Source organism: Klebsiella sp. D5A, assembly GCF_001620885.1.
GTDB classification, from domain to species: Bacteria; Pseudomonadota; Gammaproteobacteria; order Enterobacterales; family Enterobacteriaceae; genus Klebsiella; species Klebsiella variicola.
Genome location: NZ_KV407481.1, coordinates 391074 through 410100, shown reverse-complemented (window position 1 = coordinate 410100; position 19027 = coordinate 391074). Strand labels below are relative to the sequence as shown.

Annotated in this window: 17 protein-coding genes; 9 read left to right on the top strand and 8 right to left on the bottom strand. The window is 57.4% G+C overall.

Features of this window, described 5'->3' with window-relative positions; genetic code table 11:
* Positions 1–248: 248 nt before the first annotated feature.
* Positions 249–1250 carry a LacI family DNA-binding transcriptional regulator gene (locus AS136_RS02020; protein WP_162542787.1) on the top strand — a complete coding sequence of 334 codons (1002 nt, stop codon included), beginning with the start codon at positions 249–251 and terminating at the stop codon, positions 1248–1250.
* Here the strand turns inward: AS136_RS02020 and lysA are convergent.
* On the bottom strand, positions 1243–2505 hold the full coding sequence (gene lysA / locus AS136_RS02015) for a diaminopimelate decarboxylase (protein ID WP_023323239.1): 1263 nt from the start codon (positions 2503–2505) through the stop codon (positions 1243–1245). The two genes, AS136_RS02020 and lysA, sit on opposite strands and share 8 nt — an antisense overlap.
* 137 nt (positions 2506–2642) lie before the next feature.
* On the opposite strand from lysA, the gene AS136_RS02010 reads away from it, so the two are divergent.
* A complete protein-coding gene (locus AS136_RS02010) occupies positions 2643–3569 on the top strand; it encodes a LysR family transcriptional regulator (RefSeq protein ID WP_063266654.1) in 927 nt (308 codons plus the stop codon).
* Here the strand turns inward: AS136_RS02010 and AS136_RS02005 are convergent.
* On the bottom strand, positions 3535–4248 hold the full coding sequence (locus tag AS136_RS02005; protein WP_008806343.1) for an aspartate/glutamate racemase: 714 nt from the start codon (positions 4246–4248) through the stop codon (positions 3535–3537). The genes AS136_RS02010 and AS136_RS02005 overlap by 35 nt on opposite strands.
* Before the next feature lie 139 nt (positions 4249–4387).
* Between AS136_RS02005 and AS136_RS02000 the strand changes: the two genes are divergently transcribed.
* The 5 genes from AS136_RS02000 to AS136_RS01980 all read left to right on the top strand — a co-directional run bounded on the left by AS136_RS02000 (position 4388) and on the right by AS136_RS01980 (position 9396).
* The gene (locus AS136_RS02000; protein WP_012540645.1) at positions 4388–4714 is read left to right on the top strand and encodes a cupin domain-containing protein; all 327 of its coding nucleotides are present in this window, start codon (positions 4388–4390) and stop codon (positions 4712–4714) included.
* Positions 4715–5167: 453 nt separating this feature from the next.
* Positions 5168–6058: a carbohydrate ABC transporter permease gene (locus tag AS136_RS01995; RefSeq protein ID WP_004205419.1), complete on the top strand. Its 891-nt coding sequence runs from the start codon at positions 5168–5170 to the stop codon at positions 6056–6058.
* On the top strand, positions 6051–6953 hold the full coding sequence (locus AS136_RS01990) for a carbohydrate ABC transporter permease (RefSeq protein ID WP_023323240.1): 903 nt from the start codon (positions 6051–6053) through the stop codon (positions 6951–6953). Before AS136_RS01995 ends, AS136_RS01990 begins: the two co-directional genes overlap by 8 nt.
* Positions 6954–6965: 12 nt before the next feature.
* Positions 6966–8093: an ABC transporter ATP-binding protein gene (locus AS136_RS01985; protein ID WP_022064919.1), complete on the top strand. Its 1128-nt coding sequence runs from the start codon at positions 6966–6968 to the stop codon at positions 8091–8093.
* A 16-nt stretch (positions 8094–8109) separates the two neighbouring features.
* Positions 8110–9396, top strand: a complete 1287-nt coding sequence (locus AS136_RS01980) for an ABC transporter substrate-binding protein (protein WP_049164497.1) — start codon at positions 8110–8112, stop codon at positions 9394–9396.
* A 59-nt stretch (positions 9397–9455) separates the two neighbouring features.
* Here AS136_RS01980 and AS136_RS01975 read toward each other — a convergent pair whose 3' ends face one another.
* The 4 genes from AS136_RS01975 to AS136_RS28545 form a co-directional block, all read right to left on the bottom strand.
* Positions 9456–10799, bottom strand: a complete 1344-nt coding sequence (locus AS136_RS01975; protein ID WP_012540642.1) for a carbohydrate porin — start codon at positions 10797–10799, stop codon at positions 9456–9458.
* A 121-nt stretch (positions 10800–10920) separates the two neighbouring features.
* The gene (locus AS136_RS01970; protein WP_032741044.1) at positions 10921–12354 is read right to left on the bottom strand and encodes a glycoside hydrolase family 32 protein; all 1434 of its coding nucleotides are present in this window, start codon (positions 12352–12354) and stop codon (positions 10921–10923) included.
* Positions 12355–12373: 19 nt separating this feature from the next.
* Complete coding sequence (locus AS136_RS01965) at positions 12374–13615, bottom strand: MFS transporter (RefSeq protein WP_012540640.1); 1242 nt, start codon at positions 13613–13615, stop codon at positions 12374–12376.
* 12 nt (positions 13616–13627) lie between these two features.
* Entirely contained in the window at positions 13628–13762 is a 135-nt protein-coding gene (locus AS136_RS28545; protein WP_046621754.1) for a hypothetical protein, read from the bottom strand.
* Between the two features lie 94 nt (positions 13763–13856).
* Here AS136_RS28545 and AS136_RS01960 point away from each other — a divergent pair, with 94 nt between their 5' ends.
* Positions 13857–14852 (top strand): LacI family DNA-binding transcriptional regulator, encoded by a 996-nt coding sequence (locus AS136_RS01960; protein WP_008806352.1) that lies wholly within the window; start codon positions 13857–13859, stop codon positions 14850–14852.
* On the opposite strand, the gene araE is transcribed toward AS136_RS01960, so the two are convergent.
* Together araE and kduD are read right to left on the bottom strand one after the other, a co-directional pair.
* On the bottom strand, positions 14849–16270 hold the full coding sequence (gene araE, locus AS136_RS01955) for an arabinose-proton symporter AraE (protein ID WP_008806353.1): 1422 nt from the start codon (positions 16268–16270) through the stop codon (positions 14849–14851). The genes AS136_RS01960 and araE overlap by 4 nt on opposite strands.
* 297 nt (positions 16271–16567) lie before the next feature.
* The gene (gene kduD / locus AS136_RS01950; protein ID WP_012540639.1) at positions 16568–17329 is read right to left on the bottom strand and encodes a 2-dehydro-3-deoxy-D-gluconate 5-dehydrogenase KduD; all 762 of its coding nucleotides are present in this window, start codon (positions 17327–17329) and stop codon (positions 16568–16570) included.
* A 487-nt stretch (positions 17330–17816) separates the two neighbouring features.
* Between kduD and AS136_RS01945 the strand changes: the two genes are divergently transcribed.
* The gene (locus tag AS136_RS01945) at positions 17817–18992 is read left to right on the top strand and encodes an oligogalacturonate lyase family protein (protein WP_008806355.1); all 1176 of its coding nucleotides are present in this window, start codon (positions 17817–17819) and stop codon (positions 18990–18992) included.
* The last annotated feature ends 35 nt before the right edge of the window (positions 18993–19027 follow it).

Genomic DNA, 19027 nt, shown 5'->3' with positions numbered 1-19027 from the left:
GACTTTTGGCATACCAAAACATAGTCGCCAGGCAAAAATAGTTCTGTGACAGCGCTCGCAAGGCGCACTGTGGTATCCCAAATATCCGATAGAATCGACATTGGCATACCAGACTATGCCGTCTCGTCAGTTCCTGCCAAAAGCGTGATCGCGATGGTTTTTCCGCCCCGCCCCGTCGATATGTCCCTTTTCGGTCTGTGATAAACTGCGCTTTACCACGTGAAATCAGGAATCGATGAATGGCTACAATGCTGGATGTCTCAATTCGCGCAGGCGTCTCGAAAGCGACGGTTTCCCGCGTGTTGAACGGCACAGGTCAGGTGAAAGAGAGCACCCGCCAACAGGTCTTTAAAGCGATGGAAGAGCTGGGCTACCGGCCGAATTTTCTCGCACGCTCGCTGGCCAATCAGACCAGCAATAGTATCGGGCTGGTCGTCTCCACCTTCGACGGCTTCTACTTTGGCCGTCTGCTGCAGCAGGCTTCACGCCAGACGGAAGCCTGGGGAAAGCAGCTTATCGTCACTGACGGTCATGATACGCCGGAGCGCGAAGAGGAAGCGGTGCAGATGCTCGCCGACCGGCAATGCGATGCGATCATCCTCTATACCCGGCACATGAGCGAAAAGGCGATCATGTCGCTGATTAATTCGATCGCCATGCCGCTGGTGGTGATTAACCGCGATGTGGCGCAGGCCCGCGAACGCTGCGTGTTCTTCGAGCAGCAGGAAGCCGCCTTTCAGGCCGTGGAGTATCTGATTACCCAGGGCCACCGCGATATCGCCTGCATGACCGTCCCGATGCACACCCCTACCGGCCAGGCTCGCCTGCAGGGCTACCGCAACGCGCTGATAAAACATGGTATTGAGTGGGATCCGAGCCTGGTGAAGTACGGGGACTCGACGATGACCCGCGGCTACGAACTGTGCCGGGAACTGCTGGACGAGAAAGCCCGCTTCAGCGCGCTGTTTTCCTGTAACGATGATATGGCGCTGGGGGCGTCAAAGGCGCTGCATCAGGCGGGGCTGCGTATTCCGCAGGATGTGTCGCTGTTTGGCTTCGACGATGCGCCAAGCGCGAAATGGCTGGAGCCGGGGCTATCGACGGTCTATCTGCCGATCGACAACATGATCACCACGGCTATCGATCAGGCGATCAAGCTTGCTAACCAGCAGCCGATAGAAACGATCCCGCCGTTTACCGGCACGCTGGTGTTGCGCGAGTCGGTAACGACGGGACCTTTTTTTAAATAAGCTCTAAGGCCAGCAGCTCCTGAATGGTCTGGCGACGGCGGATCAGCCGCGCCTTGCCGCCATCAAACAGCACCTCCGGCAGCAGCGGACGGCTGTTATAGTTGGATGACATCGAAGCCCCGTAGGCGCCGGTGTCATGGAGCACCAGATAGTCCCCAGGCACCACCGCCGGCAGCAGGCGGGTCTCGACTTTGCCCCCTTCCTGCTGGGTAAAGACGTCCCCGGATTCGCACAGCGGCCCGGCCACCACGGTTTCCACCTGCGGCGCGGCGCTGAGATCGCGACCATCCGCCGCCAGAGCGGTGATATGGTGATAGCTACCGTACATTGCCGGGCGCATCAGGTCGTTAAAGCCGGCGTCAATCAGCACAAAGTGACGGCTGCCCATCTCTTTCACGCTGCGCACCTGCGACACCAGCACGCCGGACTCGGCCACCAGGAAGCGTCCGGGTTCAATCTCCAGTTTCACCGGGTGCCCCAGATGGGCCGCGATCTGCTCCCTGGCGCGGTTCCACAGGCCATAATAGTGGGCGGTGTCGATGGCCTCTTCGCCTTCGCGGTAAGGAATCGACAGACCGCCGCCGGCGGAGATGGCCTGCAGATCCTGGCCAAAGTCGACGACCTGACGCACCATCGCGCCGCACACCTGCTCCAGGTGACCGTAGTCAACGCCAGAGCCAATATGCATATGGATCCCGACCAGCTGCAGCTGATAGCGACGCATCACTTCCAGCGCCGCCGGCAGGTGGCTGTACCAGATACCATGCTTGCTGTTCTCCCCGCCGGTATTGGTTTTCTGGCTGTGGCCGTGACCAAAGCCCGGGTTGACGCGCAGCCAGACGCGATGGCCCGGCGACACCTCGCCCAGCTGGCTCAGCATGTCGATCGAGCCGGCGTTCACCGGGATCTGTAACGCTTTCACCCGATCGAGGGTGGCGTCGTCGATCAGATCGGCGGTAAAGACGATATCCTCTGGATTCTGCTGCGGATCGTAGCCCGCCGCCAGCGCCCGCTCGATCTCCCCCAGCGACACCGAGTCCACCTTCACCCCCTGCTCATGCATCAGACGCAGGATATGAATGTTAGAGCAGGCTTTTTGCGCAAAACGTACCACGTCAAACTGGCTGAGCTGGGCAATCTGGCGGCGAATAATCTGCGCATCATAGACCCAGACCGGACAGCCAAATTCCGCGGGCAGGCGCAGCAGGTTGTCTGCGGTCAGGTCAGTATCGGTGGCGTAAAGCGAGTGTGGCATAAGAACTCCGGTGCAGTGCGTGTGTTGGTCGCTGTTTTTTTTCGATTACGCCACAGTGGCGGACGAATAAAAAATATCGTTTTATCGCGACTCTATGCAAAAATGATATGGTTACAGCCGAGCCTCATGGAGACCGCATGCCAGCCGTTAATTTGCGTCATATCGAAATCTTTCACGCAGTGATGACCACCGGCAATCTGACCGAAGCGGCGCGGATGCTGCACACCTCGCAACCCACGGTCAGCCGCGAGCTGGCGCGCTTTGAGAAAGTGCTCGGCCTGAAGCTGTTTGAACGGACCCGCGGTCGCCTGCAGCCGACGGTGCAGGGCCTGCGTTTGTTTGAGGAGGTTCAGCGTTCCTGGTACGGCCTGGACCGCATCGTCAGCGCCGCCGAGAGCCTGCGCGAGTTCCGCCAGGGCGAGCTGTCGATCGCCTGCCTGCCGGTCTTTTCCCAGTCCTTTCTGCCGCTGCTGTTGCCGCCGTTTCTCGCTCGCTACCCGGAGGTCAGCCTGCAGATCGTCCCCCAGGAGTCGCCGCTGCTGGAGGAGTGGCTCTCCGCCCAGCGCCATGACCTCGGCCTGACGGAGACCCTGCATACCCCGGCGGGCACCGAACGCACCCCGCTGCTGACGCTGAATGAAGTCTGCGTGCTGCCTGCCGGCCATCCGCTGGCGGTGCAGACGACGCTGACCCCCGCCGATTTTCAGAGCGAAAACTACATCAGCCTGTCGCGCACCGACAGCTATCGCCAGCTGCTTGACGCCCTGTTCCTTGAGCATCAGGTTAAACGGCGGATGGTGGTCGAAACCCACAGCGCGGCCTCGATCTGCGCCATGGTGCGCGCCGGCGCCGGGATCTCGGTGGTGAATCCCTTGACCGCTCTGGACTATGCCGATAGCGGCGTGGTGGTGCGCCGCTTTAGCGTCGAGGTGCCGTTTACCGTCAGCCTGATCCGCCCCCTCCACCGCCCGCGATCGGCGCTGGTCGACGCCTTTGTTGCACACCTGCAGGAGAGTCTGCCGCAGATCCTCACGCCGCTGGCGTCGGTCCTGCAGAGAGCATAAAGTTGACCGCGTCTTCTGCGTGGATCGCCGCAGTGTCAAAGACCGGCAGCGGGCTGAGCTCGGCAGGCACCAGCAGGCCAATTTCCGTACAGCCGAAAATAACCCCTTCCGCCCCCTGCTCCGCCAGGGCGGCGATCACCTGCAGATAATAATCCCGCGACGCCTCGCTGAAAGTGCCGAGACAGAGTTCGTCGAAGATGATCTGATTGATCCGCGCCCGATCGTCAGCCTCGGGGATCAACGTCTCGATGGCAAACTGCTCCAGCAGACGACCGCGGTAAAAGGTCTGCTCCATGGTATAGCGGGTGCCCAGCAGCGCGACCCGGCGCTGGCCTTTGGCGGCAATCGCCCGCCCGGTGGCATCGGCAATATGCAGGAAGGGAACCTGGCAGCGGGCGGCGATGGCATCTGCGACTTTATGCATAGTGTTGGTGCACAGGACAATGCCTTCGGCCCCCGCCTGCTGCAGCCCAACCGCGGCTTCAGCAAGGATCTCCCCGGCGCGATCCCAGTCGCCGGCGGACTGGCAGGCTTCGATGTCGTGAAAATCGACGCTGTGCAGCACCAGGCTGGCAGAGTGCAGGCCGCCAAGTCGCGCCTTAACGCCCTCATTGATCAACCGATAATAGGGGATCGTGGACTCCCAGCTCATGCCGCCTAACAGGCCAATGGTTTTCATCTTCTGCTCCTTATGTCGTTTCTGCCAGTGAAGCAAACTTGTGATCAACTTTCCACTTCTCTGGCCGCGTATTTCTTTTTCATGAAGAGTGGGATAAGTTAAATGAAACAATGTTTCACTTTAACAACAGGACCGTCCGATGTTTATTTTCCATAAAGACACCACCCTTGAAGACCTCGGCAATGGCGTAACCCGCCGCATTCTGGCCCACGACGGAAAAATGATGGCCGTGGAGGTGAATTTTGCCGCCGGCGCCGTCGGCCCGATGCATAACCATCCCCACGAACAGCTCACCTATGTGCTCTCCGGTGAGTTTGAATTCACCATCGGCGAGGAGACGCGCGTCGTCAGCGCCGGCGATACGTTGTATAAGCAGCCAGGGATCATGCACGGCTGCGTCTGCCTGCAGCCCGGCACGCTGCTCGATACCTTCACGCCGGTCCGCGAAGATTTTCTCTCACGCTGATCCATGATGGGGGCGTTCACCGCCCCCGGTTTACGTGTTACCGCAGGCATTAAAAAAGATGCCATCACAATCATTATCCTGGTAATAATATTTTTCGCTCAGTTAACGCTGAACCTTCATTCTTTTCAGGCTCCCTCAGCTCCCTAAAATGCTTACCACCTCACCTTTTTGAAACATCGTTTCGACTTTGATCACATTTCCATCCTGATCTGCATGACGCAGAAATAAATCGCAATAAAATGAAATTAAAACGGTGTTTTATAAAAAATAGAGCAGCATAAAAGCGAGCCTGACAGCACGCCACTTGCTGGCTCACTTAATTACTAACCCATTCATTAACAAGGACATGTTAATCAGAGGAAACGTTCAGACATTTTTGCGTTGTCAGGCGAAAAGGCCGACAGCGCCGCGTCACCGAATCCGTATTACAACTCGTAAGCCAGGTAGGTATGTATGAATGAAAACAAGCTGCTGGGATTGGCATGGATATCACCCTATATCATCGGGCTGATCGTCTTTACCGCTTTTCCCTTTGTTTCATCTTTCTTTCTCAGTTTTACTGAGTACGACTTGATGAGCCCGCCGGTATTTAACGGCATCGAAAACTATCGCTATATGTTGACCGAGGACAGCCTGTTCTGGAAATCGATGGGCGTGACCTTCGCCTACGTTTTTTTAACTATTCCCTTAAAACTGGCTTTCGCCCTCGGCATTGCTTTTGTGCTCAATTTCAAACTGCGCGGCATCGGCTTTTTCCGTACCGCCTACTACATTCCGTCGATTCTCGGCAGCTCGGTGGCTATTGCGGTACTGTGGCGCGCCCTGTTCGCCATTGACGGCCTGCTGAATAGCTTCCTCGCCGTCTTTGGCATCGATGCCGTCAACTGGCTGGGGGAGCCTTCGCTGGCGCTGATGTCGGTCACCCTGCTGCGCGTCTGGCAGTTTGGTTCCGCGATGGTCATCTTCCTCGCCGCGCTGCAGAACGTTCCGCAGTCGCAGTATGAGGCGGCGATGATCGACGGCGCCTCAAAGTGGCAGATGTTCATGAAGGTCACCGTGCCGCTGATCACTCCGGTCATTTTCTTCAACTTTATTATGCAGACCACTCAGGCGTTCCAGGAGTTTACCGGCCCGTACGTGATAACCGGCGGTGGCCCGACCTATTACACCTACCTGTTCTCACTCTATATCTACGATACCGCCTTTAAGTACTTCGACATGGGCTATGGCGCCGCGCTGGCGTGGGTGCTGTTCCTCGTCGTCGCGGTCTTTGCATCGATAGCCTTTAAGTCATCGAAATACTGGGTCTTCTACTCCGCCGATAAGGGAGGCAAAAATGGCTGATATTCAACAGATGACGCCGGTAATGAGCAACGCCGATCGTGAGGTCGCTCGTACGCTGCGTCGGGAAAAGGTGAGTCGGGTGGTGCGCTACGTCGTGTTGATATTCGTCGGCCTGCTGATGCTCTACCCGCTGGCATGGATGTTCTCCGCCTCGTTCAAGCCGAACCATGAGATCTTCACCACCCTCGGACTGTGGCCTGCCCACGCGACCTGGGACGGGTTTATCAATGGCTGGAAGACCGGCACCGAATACCATTTCGGCCACTATATGCTTAACACCTTTAAGTATGTGATCCCGAAGGTGGTGTTAACGATCATCTCCTCCACCATCGTGGCGTACGGCTTTGCACGCTTTGAAATCCCGTGGAAGAAGTTCTGGTTCGCGACGCTCATCACCACCATGCTGCTGCCGAGCACCGTCCTGCTGATCCCGCAGTACCTGATGTTCCGTGAAATGGGGATGCTGAACAGCTATCTGCCGCTGTACCTGCCGCTGGCCTTCGCCACCCAGGGATTCTTTGTCTTCATGCTGATCCAGTTTCTGCGCGGCGTCCCACGCGATATGGAAGAGGCGGCGCAGATCGACGGCTGCAACTCCATCCAGGTGCTGTGGTACGTGGTCGTGCCGATCCTCAAGCCGGCCATTATCTCGGTGGCGCTGTTCCAGTTCATGTGGTCGATGAACGACTTTATCGGCCCGCTGATCTACGTCTACAGCGTCGATAAGTATCCCATCGCGCTGGCGCTAAAAATGTCCATCGACGTCACGGAAGGCGCGCCGTGGAACGAAATTCTGGCAATGGCGAGTATCTCCATTCTGCCGTCCATCATTGTCTTCTTCCTGGCTCAACGCTACTTCGTGCAGGGCGTGACCAGCAGCGGAATCAAAGGTTAAGAGGGAAATATCATGGCTGAAGTCATTTTCAACAAACTGGAAAAAGTTTACTCCAACGGGTTTAAAGCGGTGCATGGTATCGACCTGAAGATTGCCGATGGCGAATTTATGGTGATCGTCGGCCCCTCCGGCTGCGCCAAATCGACCACCCTGCGCATGCTGGCGGGTCTGGAAACCATCAGCGGCGGCGAGGTGCGGATTGGGGACAAAATCGTCAACAACCTGGCGCCAAAATCACGTGGCATCGCGATGGTGTTCCAGAACTACGCCCTCTATCCGCATATGACGGTGCGCGAAAACCTCGCCTTCGGCCTGAAGCTGAGCAAGCTGCCGAAGGCGCAAATCGACAGACAGGTGGAAGAAGCGGCGAAAATTCTCGAACTGGAAGAACTGCTCGATCGCCTGCCGCGCCAGCTCTCCGGCGGCCAGGCGCAGCGCGTGGCGGTGGGTCGGGCGATCGTCAAAAAACCGGACGTTTTCCTGTTCGACGAACCGCTCTCCAACCTTGACGCCAAACTGCGCGCCTCGATGCGGATCCGCATTTCCGATCTGCATAAGCAGTTGAAAAAATCCGGCAAACCGGCGACCACCGTCTACGTCACCCACGATCAGACGGAAGCGATGACCATGGGCGACCGCATCTGCGTGATGAAGCTCGGCCACATTATGCAGGTTGATACGCCAGACAATCTCTACCACCAGCCGAAAAATATGTTTGTCGCCGGGTTCATCGGCGCGCCGGAGATGAATATTCGCCCCAGCCAGCTGGTTGAGCACGACGGTCGCCTGCATCTGACGCTGGGCGATCAGCGACTGCCGCTCAACGACCTGCTGCAAAGCAAAGTTGAGACCCATAAGAATCAGCAGGTTTTCTTTGGCGTGCGCCCGGAGTTTGTCTCTCTCTCCGATGAACCCTTTGCCGAGGGTTCCTGCACGGGTGAAATGGTACGTGTGGAAAACATGGGACATGAATTCTTTGTTTATCTGAAGGTTGCTGATTATGAGCTGACCGCCCGCGTGCCGTCCGATGAAGCGAAACCCATGATCGAGAAGGGCCTTCATCGCAAGGTGTATTTCAAATTTGATCTCAATAAGTGTCACATCTTTGACGCGAAAACCGAACAGAACCTCTCTCTGTGAACACTGGAGTATTAAAATGAAAAACGTGCTTTTAAGCGCCGTCATCTCCGCCACTCTGGGCCTTATCGCATTACCGTCAATGGCGAAGGATGTCGACCTGCGTATGTCCTGGTGGGGGGGCAACGGCCGCCATCAGGTCACCCTCAAGGCGCTGGAGGAATTCCACAAACAACATCCCGACATTAACGTCAAAGCAGAATACACCGGCTGGGACGGCCATCTTTCGCGCCTGACCACCCAGATTGCCGGCGGCACTGAGCCTGACGTGATGCAGACCAACTGGAACTGGTTGCCGATCTTTTCGAAAAATGGCGAGGGCTTTTACGATCTCAATACCCTGAAAGACGAGATCGACCTCAGCCAGTTCGATGCCAAAGAGCTGCAGTCCACCACGGTCAACGGCAAGCTTAACGGTATTCCCATTTCCGTCACCGCCCGCGTCTTCTACTTTAACGACGAAGCGTGGAAAAAGGCGGGCATCGCCTTCCCGAAAACCTGGGATGAGCTTATGGCGGCGGGCAAAACCTTCGAAAGCAAGCTCGGGAAACAGTACTACCCGGTCGTGCTCGAACACCAGGACGTGCTGGCGCTGCTCAACTCTTATATGGTGCAAAAATACAATCAGCCGGCCATCGATGAGAAGGGGCGCAAATTCTCCTACAGCAAAGCGCAGTGGGCAGATTTCTTCGGTATGTATAAGAAGCTTATCGACAACCATGTGATGCCGGACACCCGCTACTATGCCTCGTTCGGCAAGAGCAACATGTACGAGATGAAGCCGTGGATCCAGGGTGAATGGGGCGGCACCTACATGTGGAACTCCACCATCAACAAATATTCCGATAACCTGAAGCCGCCGGCGAAGCTGGTGCTGGGGGAATACCCGATGCTGCCGGGCGCCACCGACGCCGGACTGTTCTTCAAGCCCGCGCAAATGTTGTCGATTGGCAAATCGACGAAAAACCCGCAGGCGGCGGCGAAAGTGATTAACTTCCTGCTGAACAGTAAAGAAGGGGTGGATATTCTCGGACTGGAGCGCGGGGTGCCGCTGAGTAAAGCGGCGGTCAACTACCTGACCGAGGACGGGATCATCAAAGCCGACGATCCGGCGGTGTCTGGCCTGAAACTGGCACAATCCCTGCCCACGACCCTGCCGGTCTCCCCGTACTTCGACGATCCGCAGATCGTCGCCCAGTTCGGCACCACCCTGCAGTACATCGACTACGGTAAAAAGTCGGTGGAAGAAGCGGCCGAGGACTTCCAGCGCCAGACCGACCGCATTCTGCGCCGCGCGATGCGCTAACCTGCCCGTCTGAACTCTCCCGCGGCGTCCGCCGCGGGAGAGTCTGCCTGAGTATCCTGTCAGAAAAAATATTTAAAACGCACCCGAGCGCCGTAGCGTTCATCGGGATTCCCGCTCTTCGCTGCCGTGGAATCGAGCCACGAAGCATAGGCGCCAAGGTAAATATTGAAGTTCGGCATCGCCATAATATTCGGCAACTGCCAGGAGGTGTGCAGGGTATGGATGTCATAGCGCCCCGGCGCGAGAATTGCGCAGTCGCCATCACATTCGCTGGTCACCCCGGCCATATTGAACTGGTCGATTTTGTTATGCGCGTAGATATAGCCCAGCTCCACGCGATGCCAAAGGGCGTTAATTCCGGCGCTGAAGTCGGTTTCGTCCGCCGCGTCCAGCAGGGCGGTACTCAGATTGACCACCGCCCCATCCTGCGGGTCGCTTTTCAGGGTGTTCCAGCTCATGGTCAGCCCGTAGCCGGTGCGATTTGACTGGTCGACCCAGCGTCCGCTCTGGTTCTGATAGCCGTAAGCATTGTTGACGAGATTGCTCTCTATCGCCGCGGCCGCCGACCAGGCGCCGGACTGCCACACCGCCACCGGCCGCACGTACACCACATTTTTGCGGTTTTCCAGCGCGTTACCGTGATAGTTCTGATCGACAAACAGCGAACTGCCGTCCTCCACCAGGGTGTTAACCTCGAAATACCAGTTATCCACCGTTTTGCTGAACAGAAGGTTGCCGCCGCTGCTGCTGCGCCCGCGCCCCTCTTTCATCATGTAAATATAGCCATAGCCGTCGGAATAGAGATCGTTAGCGGTATTGCCTGAATATTCAATAAAGGTGTCCTGATTCAGGGGGAACATATCCCAGGCTTCAAAGCGACCTATTTTTATTTTCCAGTCATCCTGCTGACCAAAGAAAAATACCGCATCGTCGAGATTCATTTTGCCATCCATATCCGCCAGCGGCTGCACGCTGAATCCGGCATATTTCCCGTCAGCGCCATTACGCCTGCCGTCAATCCCCAGCAGAATACGACCATTAATATCCCAGCGTTCTTTATCGCCCGGCGCCCAGCTTTTATTCGCGCTGGTTTTGACCGACGTCAGACTGCCGGTGCGGCTGGCGCCATCGAGGTTAAATTCGACGTCGCCATAAAATTTTAATTCGCCATTGTCGTTTAGCTGCAGGCGCGGCGTAGCCGGCGCCGCGCGGGCGACCGTCGTGGCCTGCTGCTGGCCTTTCAGTGTCTTAATTTCCGCCTCTGCGCTGGCGGCGCGCGCCTCCGTTGCCTTTAACCGCTGCTCCATTTGCGCCAGTCGATCCTCCAGCGATAACGGCGCCTGCGCCATAACGGATGGCAGATACAGAGACGTGAGAAAACACCCGACCCAGATTTTATTCATCGGTAAACCCTTTTATTATGGAATGAACTGAATTTGTTATTAATGGGTAACGCACGACGATGCAGGCAATAATAACCCGCCCATCGTCAAAGACGGGTTATTAACGACAACAGCCTTATTATTATTCGAGCTGCCAGGCGCCGGCTTCAGTTAATGCAGCTGAGCCGCTCCAGGCAAATAACGCTAATTCACGGCAAGGGACCTGCGGATAGATACGACTGCTCAGGCAGGCTTCGCCATCATTGACGAAAACCTCAACCGAAGAGCTATCGATAAATATCCGCAGGTTGAGATCCGCCCCGGCGGTCAACGGCACGCTGCGCGTCCCGCACAGGCCAAACTGCGGATAATACCGCTCCACCACCAGACGCTGCTGTTGGGCATCCACGTAGATGCGCAGGCCATCGCCAAAGCGCAGACCATACTGCTCAGCGCTGCTGCGGGCGCAGTCCCAGCGCAGGTGCACCTCCATCGCCTCGCAGTTGTCGACCATCGTCGTCTGCTGGTTGTTCAGGGTGCTGACCGGCCACGGGAACCAGGCGCCGCGCAGGCTCTCCACTTCTTTCGCCGGGCGCATCTGCAGGCGGTTATCCGCGCTCAGGCTCAGCTCGCGCGGCAGGGAGAGCATGCCCGCCCAGCCGTCCTGCTGCTCCGGCAGCGGCGATTCCCACATATCCAGCCAGCCAATCACGATCCGCCGGCCATCGGGGGTGGCGAAGCTTTGCGGGGCATAGAAATCGTGGCCGTGGTCCATCTCCCTGAATTCGCCGTGGCGAATAAAACGCTGCCCCGGCTGCCACTCGCCGATCAGATAGCCGCTCTGGAACAGATTGCGGTTGCGGAATCCTTCGGCCTGCATCCCCTGTGGGGAAAACATCAGGACGCGCTTGCCGTTGAGGGTGAAGAAGTCCGGGCACTCCCACATGTAGCCCATGGTGCTTTCCGCTTCATCCAGCACGCCCGCATCCTGCCACTGGCGCAGATCGGTTGAACGGTACAGCCGTACCTGGCCGGTATCGCCTTCACGCGCGCCGACGATCATGTACCAGCTATCCCCTTCCCGCCAGACCTTCGGATCGCGGAAGTGGTGCATGCCTGGAGGGGTGTCGACCACCATCCCCTGGCGCTCAAAGTGGATCCCGTCGCGGCTGGTGGCCAGACACTGCACCTGATACAGATTGGCTTCGTCGCCAGGATCGCCGTGGAACTTATGCCCGGTGTAAATCAGCGCCAGGGTATCACCATCGACCACGGCCGAACCGGAGAAGCAGCCGTCTTTATCTTCCGGCCCCTCCGGCGCCAGCGCCACCGGCAGGTGCTCCCAGTGCACCAGATCCTTACTGCGCGCGTGCCCCCAGTGCATCGGCCCCCACTGGGTGGAATACGGGTGATGCTGATAAAAGGCATGGTACCAGCCGTCGAACCACACCAGACCGTTAGGGTCGTTGATCCACCCGGCGCGGGCCGCCAGGTGATAGTGTGGATACCAGCGCAGATTGAGCGCCTGGCGTTGTGTCTGCAGTACCTGTTCAGCCCGGGAGATTGTGTAAGTCATCATTTTCACTCTTTTTGATTCAGATAGCGGTAGGTTGCGACACCAGCGGATCGGCCGAGGATTTACCGGAGCGCAACAAGAAGATGGAGATAAAGGTGGTGCAGAACACCAGCAGGCCCATGATCAGATAGGACTGGGCGAAGCCATATTTTTCATAGCTGTAGCCCGCCAGCGGCGACAAGACGCTGGCAATGATCGAGCTGGTGCAGGCGAAACCCACCAGATAGAGGGTGGAGGAGAGGCGTTTATCAAAGTTGATGCTGTTGTACTTAAAGATAGCCACCAGCAGTATCGGCAGCTCCACCGCGTGCAGCAGTTTGGTAATGGAGATCAGCAGCGGCCCCTCCACCAGGCCAGAGGCCACCATGCGCATCGCCATCACCATGCCGGCGAAAATCAGACCGTTCTTGGCGCCGATACGGTTCACCAGCCACGGCGCGCAGAACATGCCGGCCGCCTCGAGGAACACCTGGAAGGAGTTGAGATAACCATACATCTCATTGCCTTCCTGCAGGGTCGCGAACTGCGATGAGAAATAGACCGGGAACTGCTGGTCATAGACGCCGTAGATGCAGGTGCCGATGACGAAAAAGACCAGCGCCCAGAACCGAGGCAGCGTCAGCAGGCGCAGCGCATCTTCCAGCGTCACCTTACCGCCCGATACCGCCTCCTGCATCGCATGCGGCGCCGAGGAGACCCGCAGCCGCGCCAGCAGGATAAAGAACACCAGCCCTGAGCAACTGGCGACGAGGAAGTTAAGCTGCGGATTGATATTAAACAGCAGGCCGGCGAAGAAGGTGGCTACCGCCCAGCCGAGCGAGCCCCACATCCGTGCCCTGCCGAATTCAAACTGGCTCTGACGCGCCACGCGCTCGGTGTAGGATTCCAGCACGCCAATGCCGCCGTTAAAGGTCAGGCCGATGTAGATCCCGCCGAAGATGCTGCCCAACAGGACGTTAATCTTCAGCAGGTGGCCGAACAGCAGATACGCCGGACCGGAGAGGATCAGCAGCGCGGTGATATACCAGAGCAGATGTTTGCGCAGCCCCAGTTTGTCCTGAATGAAACCATAGCAAACTTGCGCAAACAGCGCGGAAACCGACAGTACGGCATAGATAATACCGGTATCGCCAGCCTTCAGCCCAACCTCCTGGTGAAGCCAGATAGAGAGCAAGGAGCCGGATGACGACCAGGTCACGAAAAAGAAAAACAGTAAGGCACTGAGCAACGGGTAGCTGTGTGAGTGATGCGCTTTCATCATGACATTCTCGTGTTAGAGGAATGCAATTATGGTAACGTTAACAAAAAACAAAACGCAGGGGGATTCGCTGCGATACATGATGTTAATCACAAAAGTTAACGTTAACATAATGAAGATGCGATCGCGATCAAATATTAACCGCGGCAGCGTTCAGGACGGCGATAGCAGAAAATCGTTTCACTCTTTTACATCAGCGACTTAGTTGTATAGCCTGTACTCTGCAGCCACGGCGGAGGAAAAAATGGCGTCCCTGAAAGATGTAGCAAAACTGGCGAATGTATCTCTGATGACCGTCTCGCGGGCGCTGAACACCCCGGAGCGGCTCAAGCCGGAGACCCTGGCCCGCGTGCAGGCCGCCATCGCCGAGACCAACTACGTCCCCGACCTGTCGGCGAAGAAGATCCGCGGGGCGCGCGCCACCCCCAGCACCATCGGCGTGCTGGCGCTGGATACCGTCACCACGCCCTTTTCGGTGGAGATCACCCTCTCGATCGAAGAGACCGCCCGCGCCCACGGCTGGAACAGCTTTGTGGTCAACATGTTTTCGGACGATAGTCCGGAAGCGGTGGTCGACCTGCTCCTCTCCCACCGTCCGGACGGCATTATCTTTACCACCATGGGGCTGCGCCAGGTGCCGCTGCCGGACAAACTGCTGACTCTGCCCTGCGTGCTGGCCAACTGCGAAAGCCTCAGCCAGCCGGTGGCCAGCTATATCCCGGACGATGAACAGGGCCAGTACGACGCGGTGAAAGCCCTGCTTGCCGCTGGCTATCGTCATCCGCTGTGCCTGCACTTACCCGCCAGCCAGCTGGCGACGATCCGCCGCCGCCAGGGGCTGGAGCGCGCCTGCCGGGAGGCGGGTATCGAACCGGACCATCTGATCCATTCGTATATGGGCCAGGGCGATGAGCATTACCACGATATCCCGGCGGTGGTGCTGGCGCATATCCGCGAGGGTAAACCTGGCTTTGACTCGGTGATCTGCGGCAACGATCGCATCGCGTTTATGGTCTATCAAACGCTGCTGGGTCAGGGGTTACGCATTCCCCAGGACGTGGCGGTGGTGGGATACGACAATATGGTGGGCATTGGCGATCTGTTTCTGCCTCCGCTCTCCACGGTGCAGCTGCCGCACTACGACATCGGGCGCCTGAGCGCCCTGCATATCATTCACGGCGACAACCATCGGGAGACGCGCAAAGTCGCCAGCCCGTGGTTGCCGCGCGCCTCACATTAACGGTTACCGATGTTGCGAAGCTTCTCGCCCGCCATCAGGTTGCGCTCAATGTGCTCGAGGGTGACATTCTTGGTTTCCGGGATCAGCCAGAAGGTGACGCCGATAAAGGCCACGTTGAGCACCGTGTAGAGCCAGAAGGTGCCGGCGGCGCCAATCGCGTCAAGCAGCGTCAGGAAGGTGGCGCCGATGATCATGTTCGACACCCAGTTGGTGGTGGTCGAGCAGGTGATACCGAAGTCGCGGCATTTCAGCGGCTGGATCTCGGAGCAGAGGATCCACACCACCGGCGCCGCGCTCATCGCATACCCGGCAATACACATCATGGTCATGCCGACGGAAAGCCAGGAGAGACCGCTGGAGGCGGTGCCATTATCGAACTGCATCAGGCAGTAGCCCAGCACCAGGGTGCCCAGCGCCATCACGCTAAAGCCGATTTTTAGCGCCGGCTTACGACCCGCTTTATCCACCGTGAACACCGCAATAAAGGTGGCAAACATAAAGGTCAGGCCCACCACCAGGGTGGCGATCATCTGCTGTTCGGTAGTGGTAAAGCCCGCCATTTTAAAGATACGCGGCGCGTAGTACATGATGATGTTCATGCCGGTGAACTGCTGCATCGCCTGCAGCAGCATGCCAAGGAACACCGCCCGGCGCACGTTACGATTGACCTTAAACAACGCCCAGCCGCCCTGCTTCAGCTTCAGGCTCTCACGGATCTCGTTAAGCTCGTCGCGCGCCTTTTCCGAGGTATCGCGCAGCATCCGCAGCACCTCTTCCGCTTCGATATGGCGTCCTTTCTCCGCCAGCCAGCGCGGGCTGTTCGGCAAAAAGACGACCAGAATAATCAGGATCACCGCCGGCAGCGCCAGCACGCCTAACATGGCGCGCCAGTTACCGCTGTAGCTAAAGGCAGTATCGGAAAGAAACGCCAGCACAATGCCGAGGGTCACCATCAGCTGGTACATACTGATCATTTTCCCGCGCACGTTCTCACTGGCCATCTCGGAGAGGTACAACGGCGCGGTATAGGAAGCGATCCCGACGGCCACCCCCAACACCACGCGGGCTATCAGCAGCACCTCCACGCTGGCGGCAAAAGCGGAGCCGATAGAGCCGGCAACAAAGAGCACAGCCCCCGCCATCAGGCTGTATTTACGGCCGAGGCGGAACGACAGCCAGCCGTTAAACAGCGCACCGATCGCCGCCCCCAACATCATACTGCTGACCACCCACTCCTGAAGCTGGCTGGATAAGGTGAAGTGGTCGGTAATAAAGGGCAGCGCCCCGGATATCACGCCGATATCCAGGCCAAAGAGCAACCCCGCTACCGCCGCAGCGATAGAAACAAACCAGTTCATCCGCCGGGTGTCACGTTGTGTCCGCGGCGTTAATGCAGAGTCGTTACTGATTGAAGTCATTTTTATTCCTGCCACACAGAGAAAGACATAGGACGAAAGTACGTGACTGGCGGAGGAGTTTGTCAGGCTGGATAAGCCAAAGATATGGACTATTTTGCTGGCAGGAGAGGTTTTGTGATGGACATTAAACTTTCTAAGGAACAAAAAATGCGTTTGTCATAGTGAATAACCCTGTCCATACAGGGCAGTAACATTAATCAGGCGATATAGAATATGGACGATTATCACTTATTGATATGGACAATAATTGCTCACTCGGCCGGTGCGATACTCACCGCCCCGGCCTCGCGGAGGGGGTTAGCGCGCCAGCCAGCCGCCGTCCACCGCCACCGTATAACCATTGATGTAATCGGAAGCTGGGGAGGCAAGGAATACCACCGGCCCCATCAGATCGGCCGGCAGGCCCCAGCGTCCGGCGGGAATGCGGTCGAGAATTTCGCTGCTACGCTGTTCGTCAGCGCGCAGCTGCTGGGTGTTATTGGTCGCCATATACCCCGGGGCGATGGCGTTGACGTTGATATTGTGTTTAGCCCATTCGTTCGCCAGCAGGCGGGTCACGCCCATCACCGCGCTTTTGGACGCCGTATACGATGGCACGCGGATCCCGCCCTGGAAAGACAGCATGGAGGCGATGTTAATGATCTTCCCGCCGCTGCCCTGGGCGATAAAGTGCTTCGCCGCCGCCTGGGACATGAAAAATACGCTCTTGATGTTCAGGTTCATGACGTCGTCCCAGTCCTTTTCGCTGAACGCCAGCGCGTCCTCGCGGCGGATCAGCCCGGCGTTATTGACCAGAATATCAATATGGCCGAACTCCGCCACCGCACGCTCCAGCAGCTGGGGGATACCGTCGATCTGGCGCAGGTCGGCGGTCAGGCTGAGAAAGCGGCGTCCCAGCGCCGTCACCCGCTCGATGGTTTCCACTGGCTCGACGATATTGATACCAACAATATCGCATCCTGCTTCCGCCAGCCCGAGGGCCATTCCCTGACCTAAACCGGTATCGCATCCGCTCACGACGGCTACTTTTCCCTGCAGGGAGAATGCATCAAGAATCATAATGTGTTCCTTAATCGTTCAGAGCCTGCTGCGTGCAGGCAAGGTTCTCTCGGCCCTGCCCACGCCGATGGCGGAGCTGAGCGTGGGGTGAACTCTCGGGCATAGCCCACCATAATGAAAATAAAACAGAGTTCCGTTTTTGCTGATGGGTGCCATCTTAGCCCTGCCCCCTGTCATTTTCAATAATATTTAAAACGATGTTTCATTTTTTATGATGGCGATTACAAAAAAAGAAAAAGCGAAGGCACCTGGCGGCACGCGCCGGGTCGGAAGCGATTTTAAAAGGTTGATGATTCAATCGGTTGTCTGGAGAGACGGCAGAAGACAGGCCAACAGGCCGCTGAAAATGCGGGAATTACGCTGAACTGCGTGAAGCATCACAAATAATGAAACGATGTTTTGATAAATTAACACTCATCTTTTAAAACACATCACTCAGCGACACGCCTCTGGTCCAGCGGCATCGCAGGAAAGAAAGGAGCACTACATGGCTAAAGGCATGCGGGTCAAACTGAATTATCAGGTCAGCCACGATCCGGATACCGGAGCGGAAGTTACCCGCTTAACCCCTCCGGAGGTCACCTGTCATCGCAACTACTTCTATCAGAAGTGTTTTTTTAACGATGGCAGCCATTTACTGTTCGCCGGCGAGTTTGACGGCCACTGGAACTACTATCTGCTGAATATCGCCAGCGCCGAGGCCATCCAGCTGACGGAAGGCGCCGGGGATAACACCTTCGGCGGCTTCCTCTCCCCGGACGATAAGTCGCTTTATTACGTGAAAAATGACCGCACCCTGCTGGAGGTGAATCTGACCACCCTCGTTGAGCGCGAAGTTTATCGCGTCAGCGATGACTGGGTCGGCTACGGCACCTGGGTGGCAAACAGCGATTGCAGCAAACTGGTGGGCATTGAGATTGCGAAAAGCGACTGGACGCCGCTCAACGACTGGCAGATTTTCCATGACTTCTTCCACAAAGGACCGCACTGCCGCCTGCTGCGCGTCGACCTGCACAGCGGAGAGAGCCAGGTGATCCATGAGGAAAAAATCTGGCTGGGACACCCGATCTATCGTCCCTTCGACGACCACACCGTCGCCTTCTGCCATGAAGGGCCGCACGATCTGGTGGACGCCCGCATGTGGCTGGTCAATGAAGATGGCAGCCACGTCCGCAAAGTGAAAACGCATGCCCCGGGCGAAAGCTGCACCCATGAATTCTGGGTACCGGACGGTTCGGCGCTGATCTACGTCTCCTATCTGAAAGGTCAGCAGGGGCGGACGATCTATCGCTTTGATCCCGAAAGCGGCGTCAACGAGGCCCTGATGACCATGCCGGCCTGCTCGCATCTGATGAGCAATTTCGACGGCACGCTGCTGGTGGGCGATGGCTCAGGGACCCCGGTGGATGTCAAAGATACCGGCGGCTACTCCATTGATAACGATCCTTATCTGTATGTCTTTAACGTGGCGCAAAAACGCTACTTCCGCGTCGCGCGTCATGATACCTCGTGGGCGACGGTGGCCAACAGCCGTCAGGTGACTCACCCGCACCCCTCGTTTACCCCGGACGACAGCGCCATTCTGTTCAGCTCCGATAAAGACGGTAAACCGGCCATCTATATCGCGAAATTACCCGAGCATCCGCCAATGCTGAGCGCCTGATCCACGCCACACGTCTTTCTGTCACTGGCCTTGCC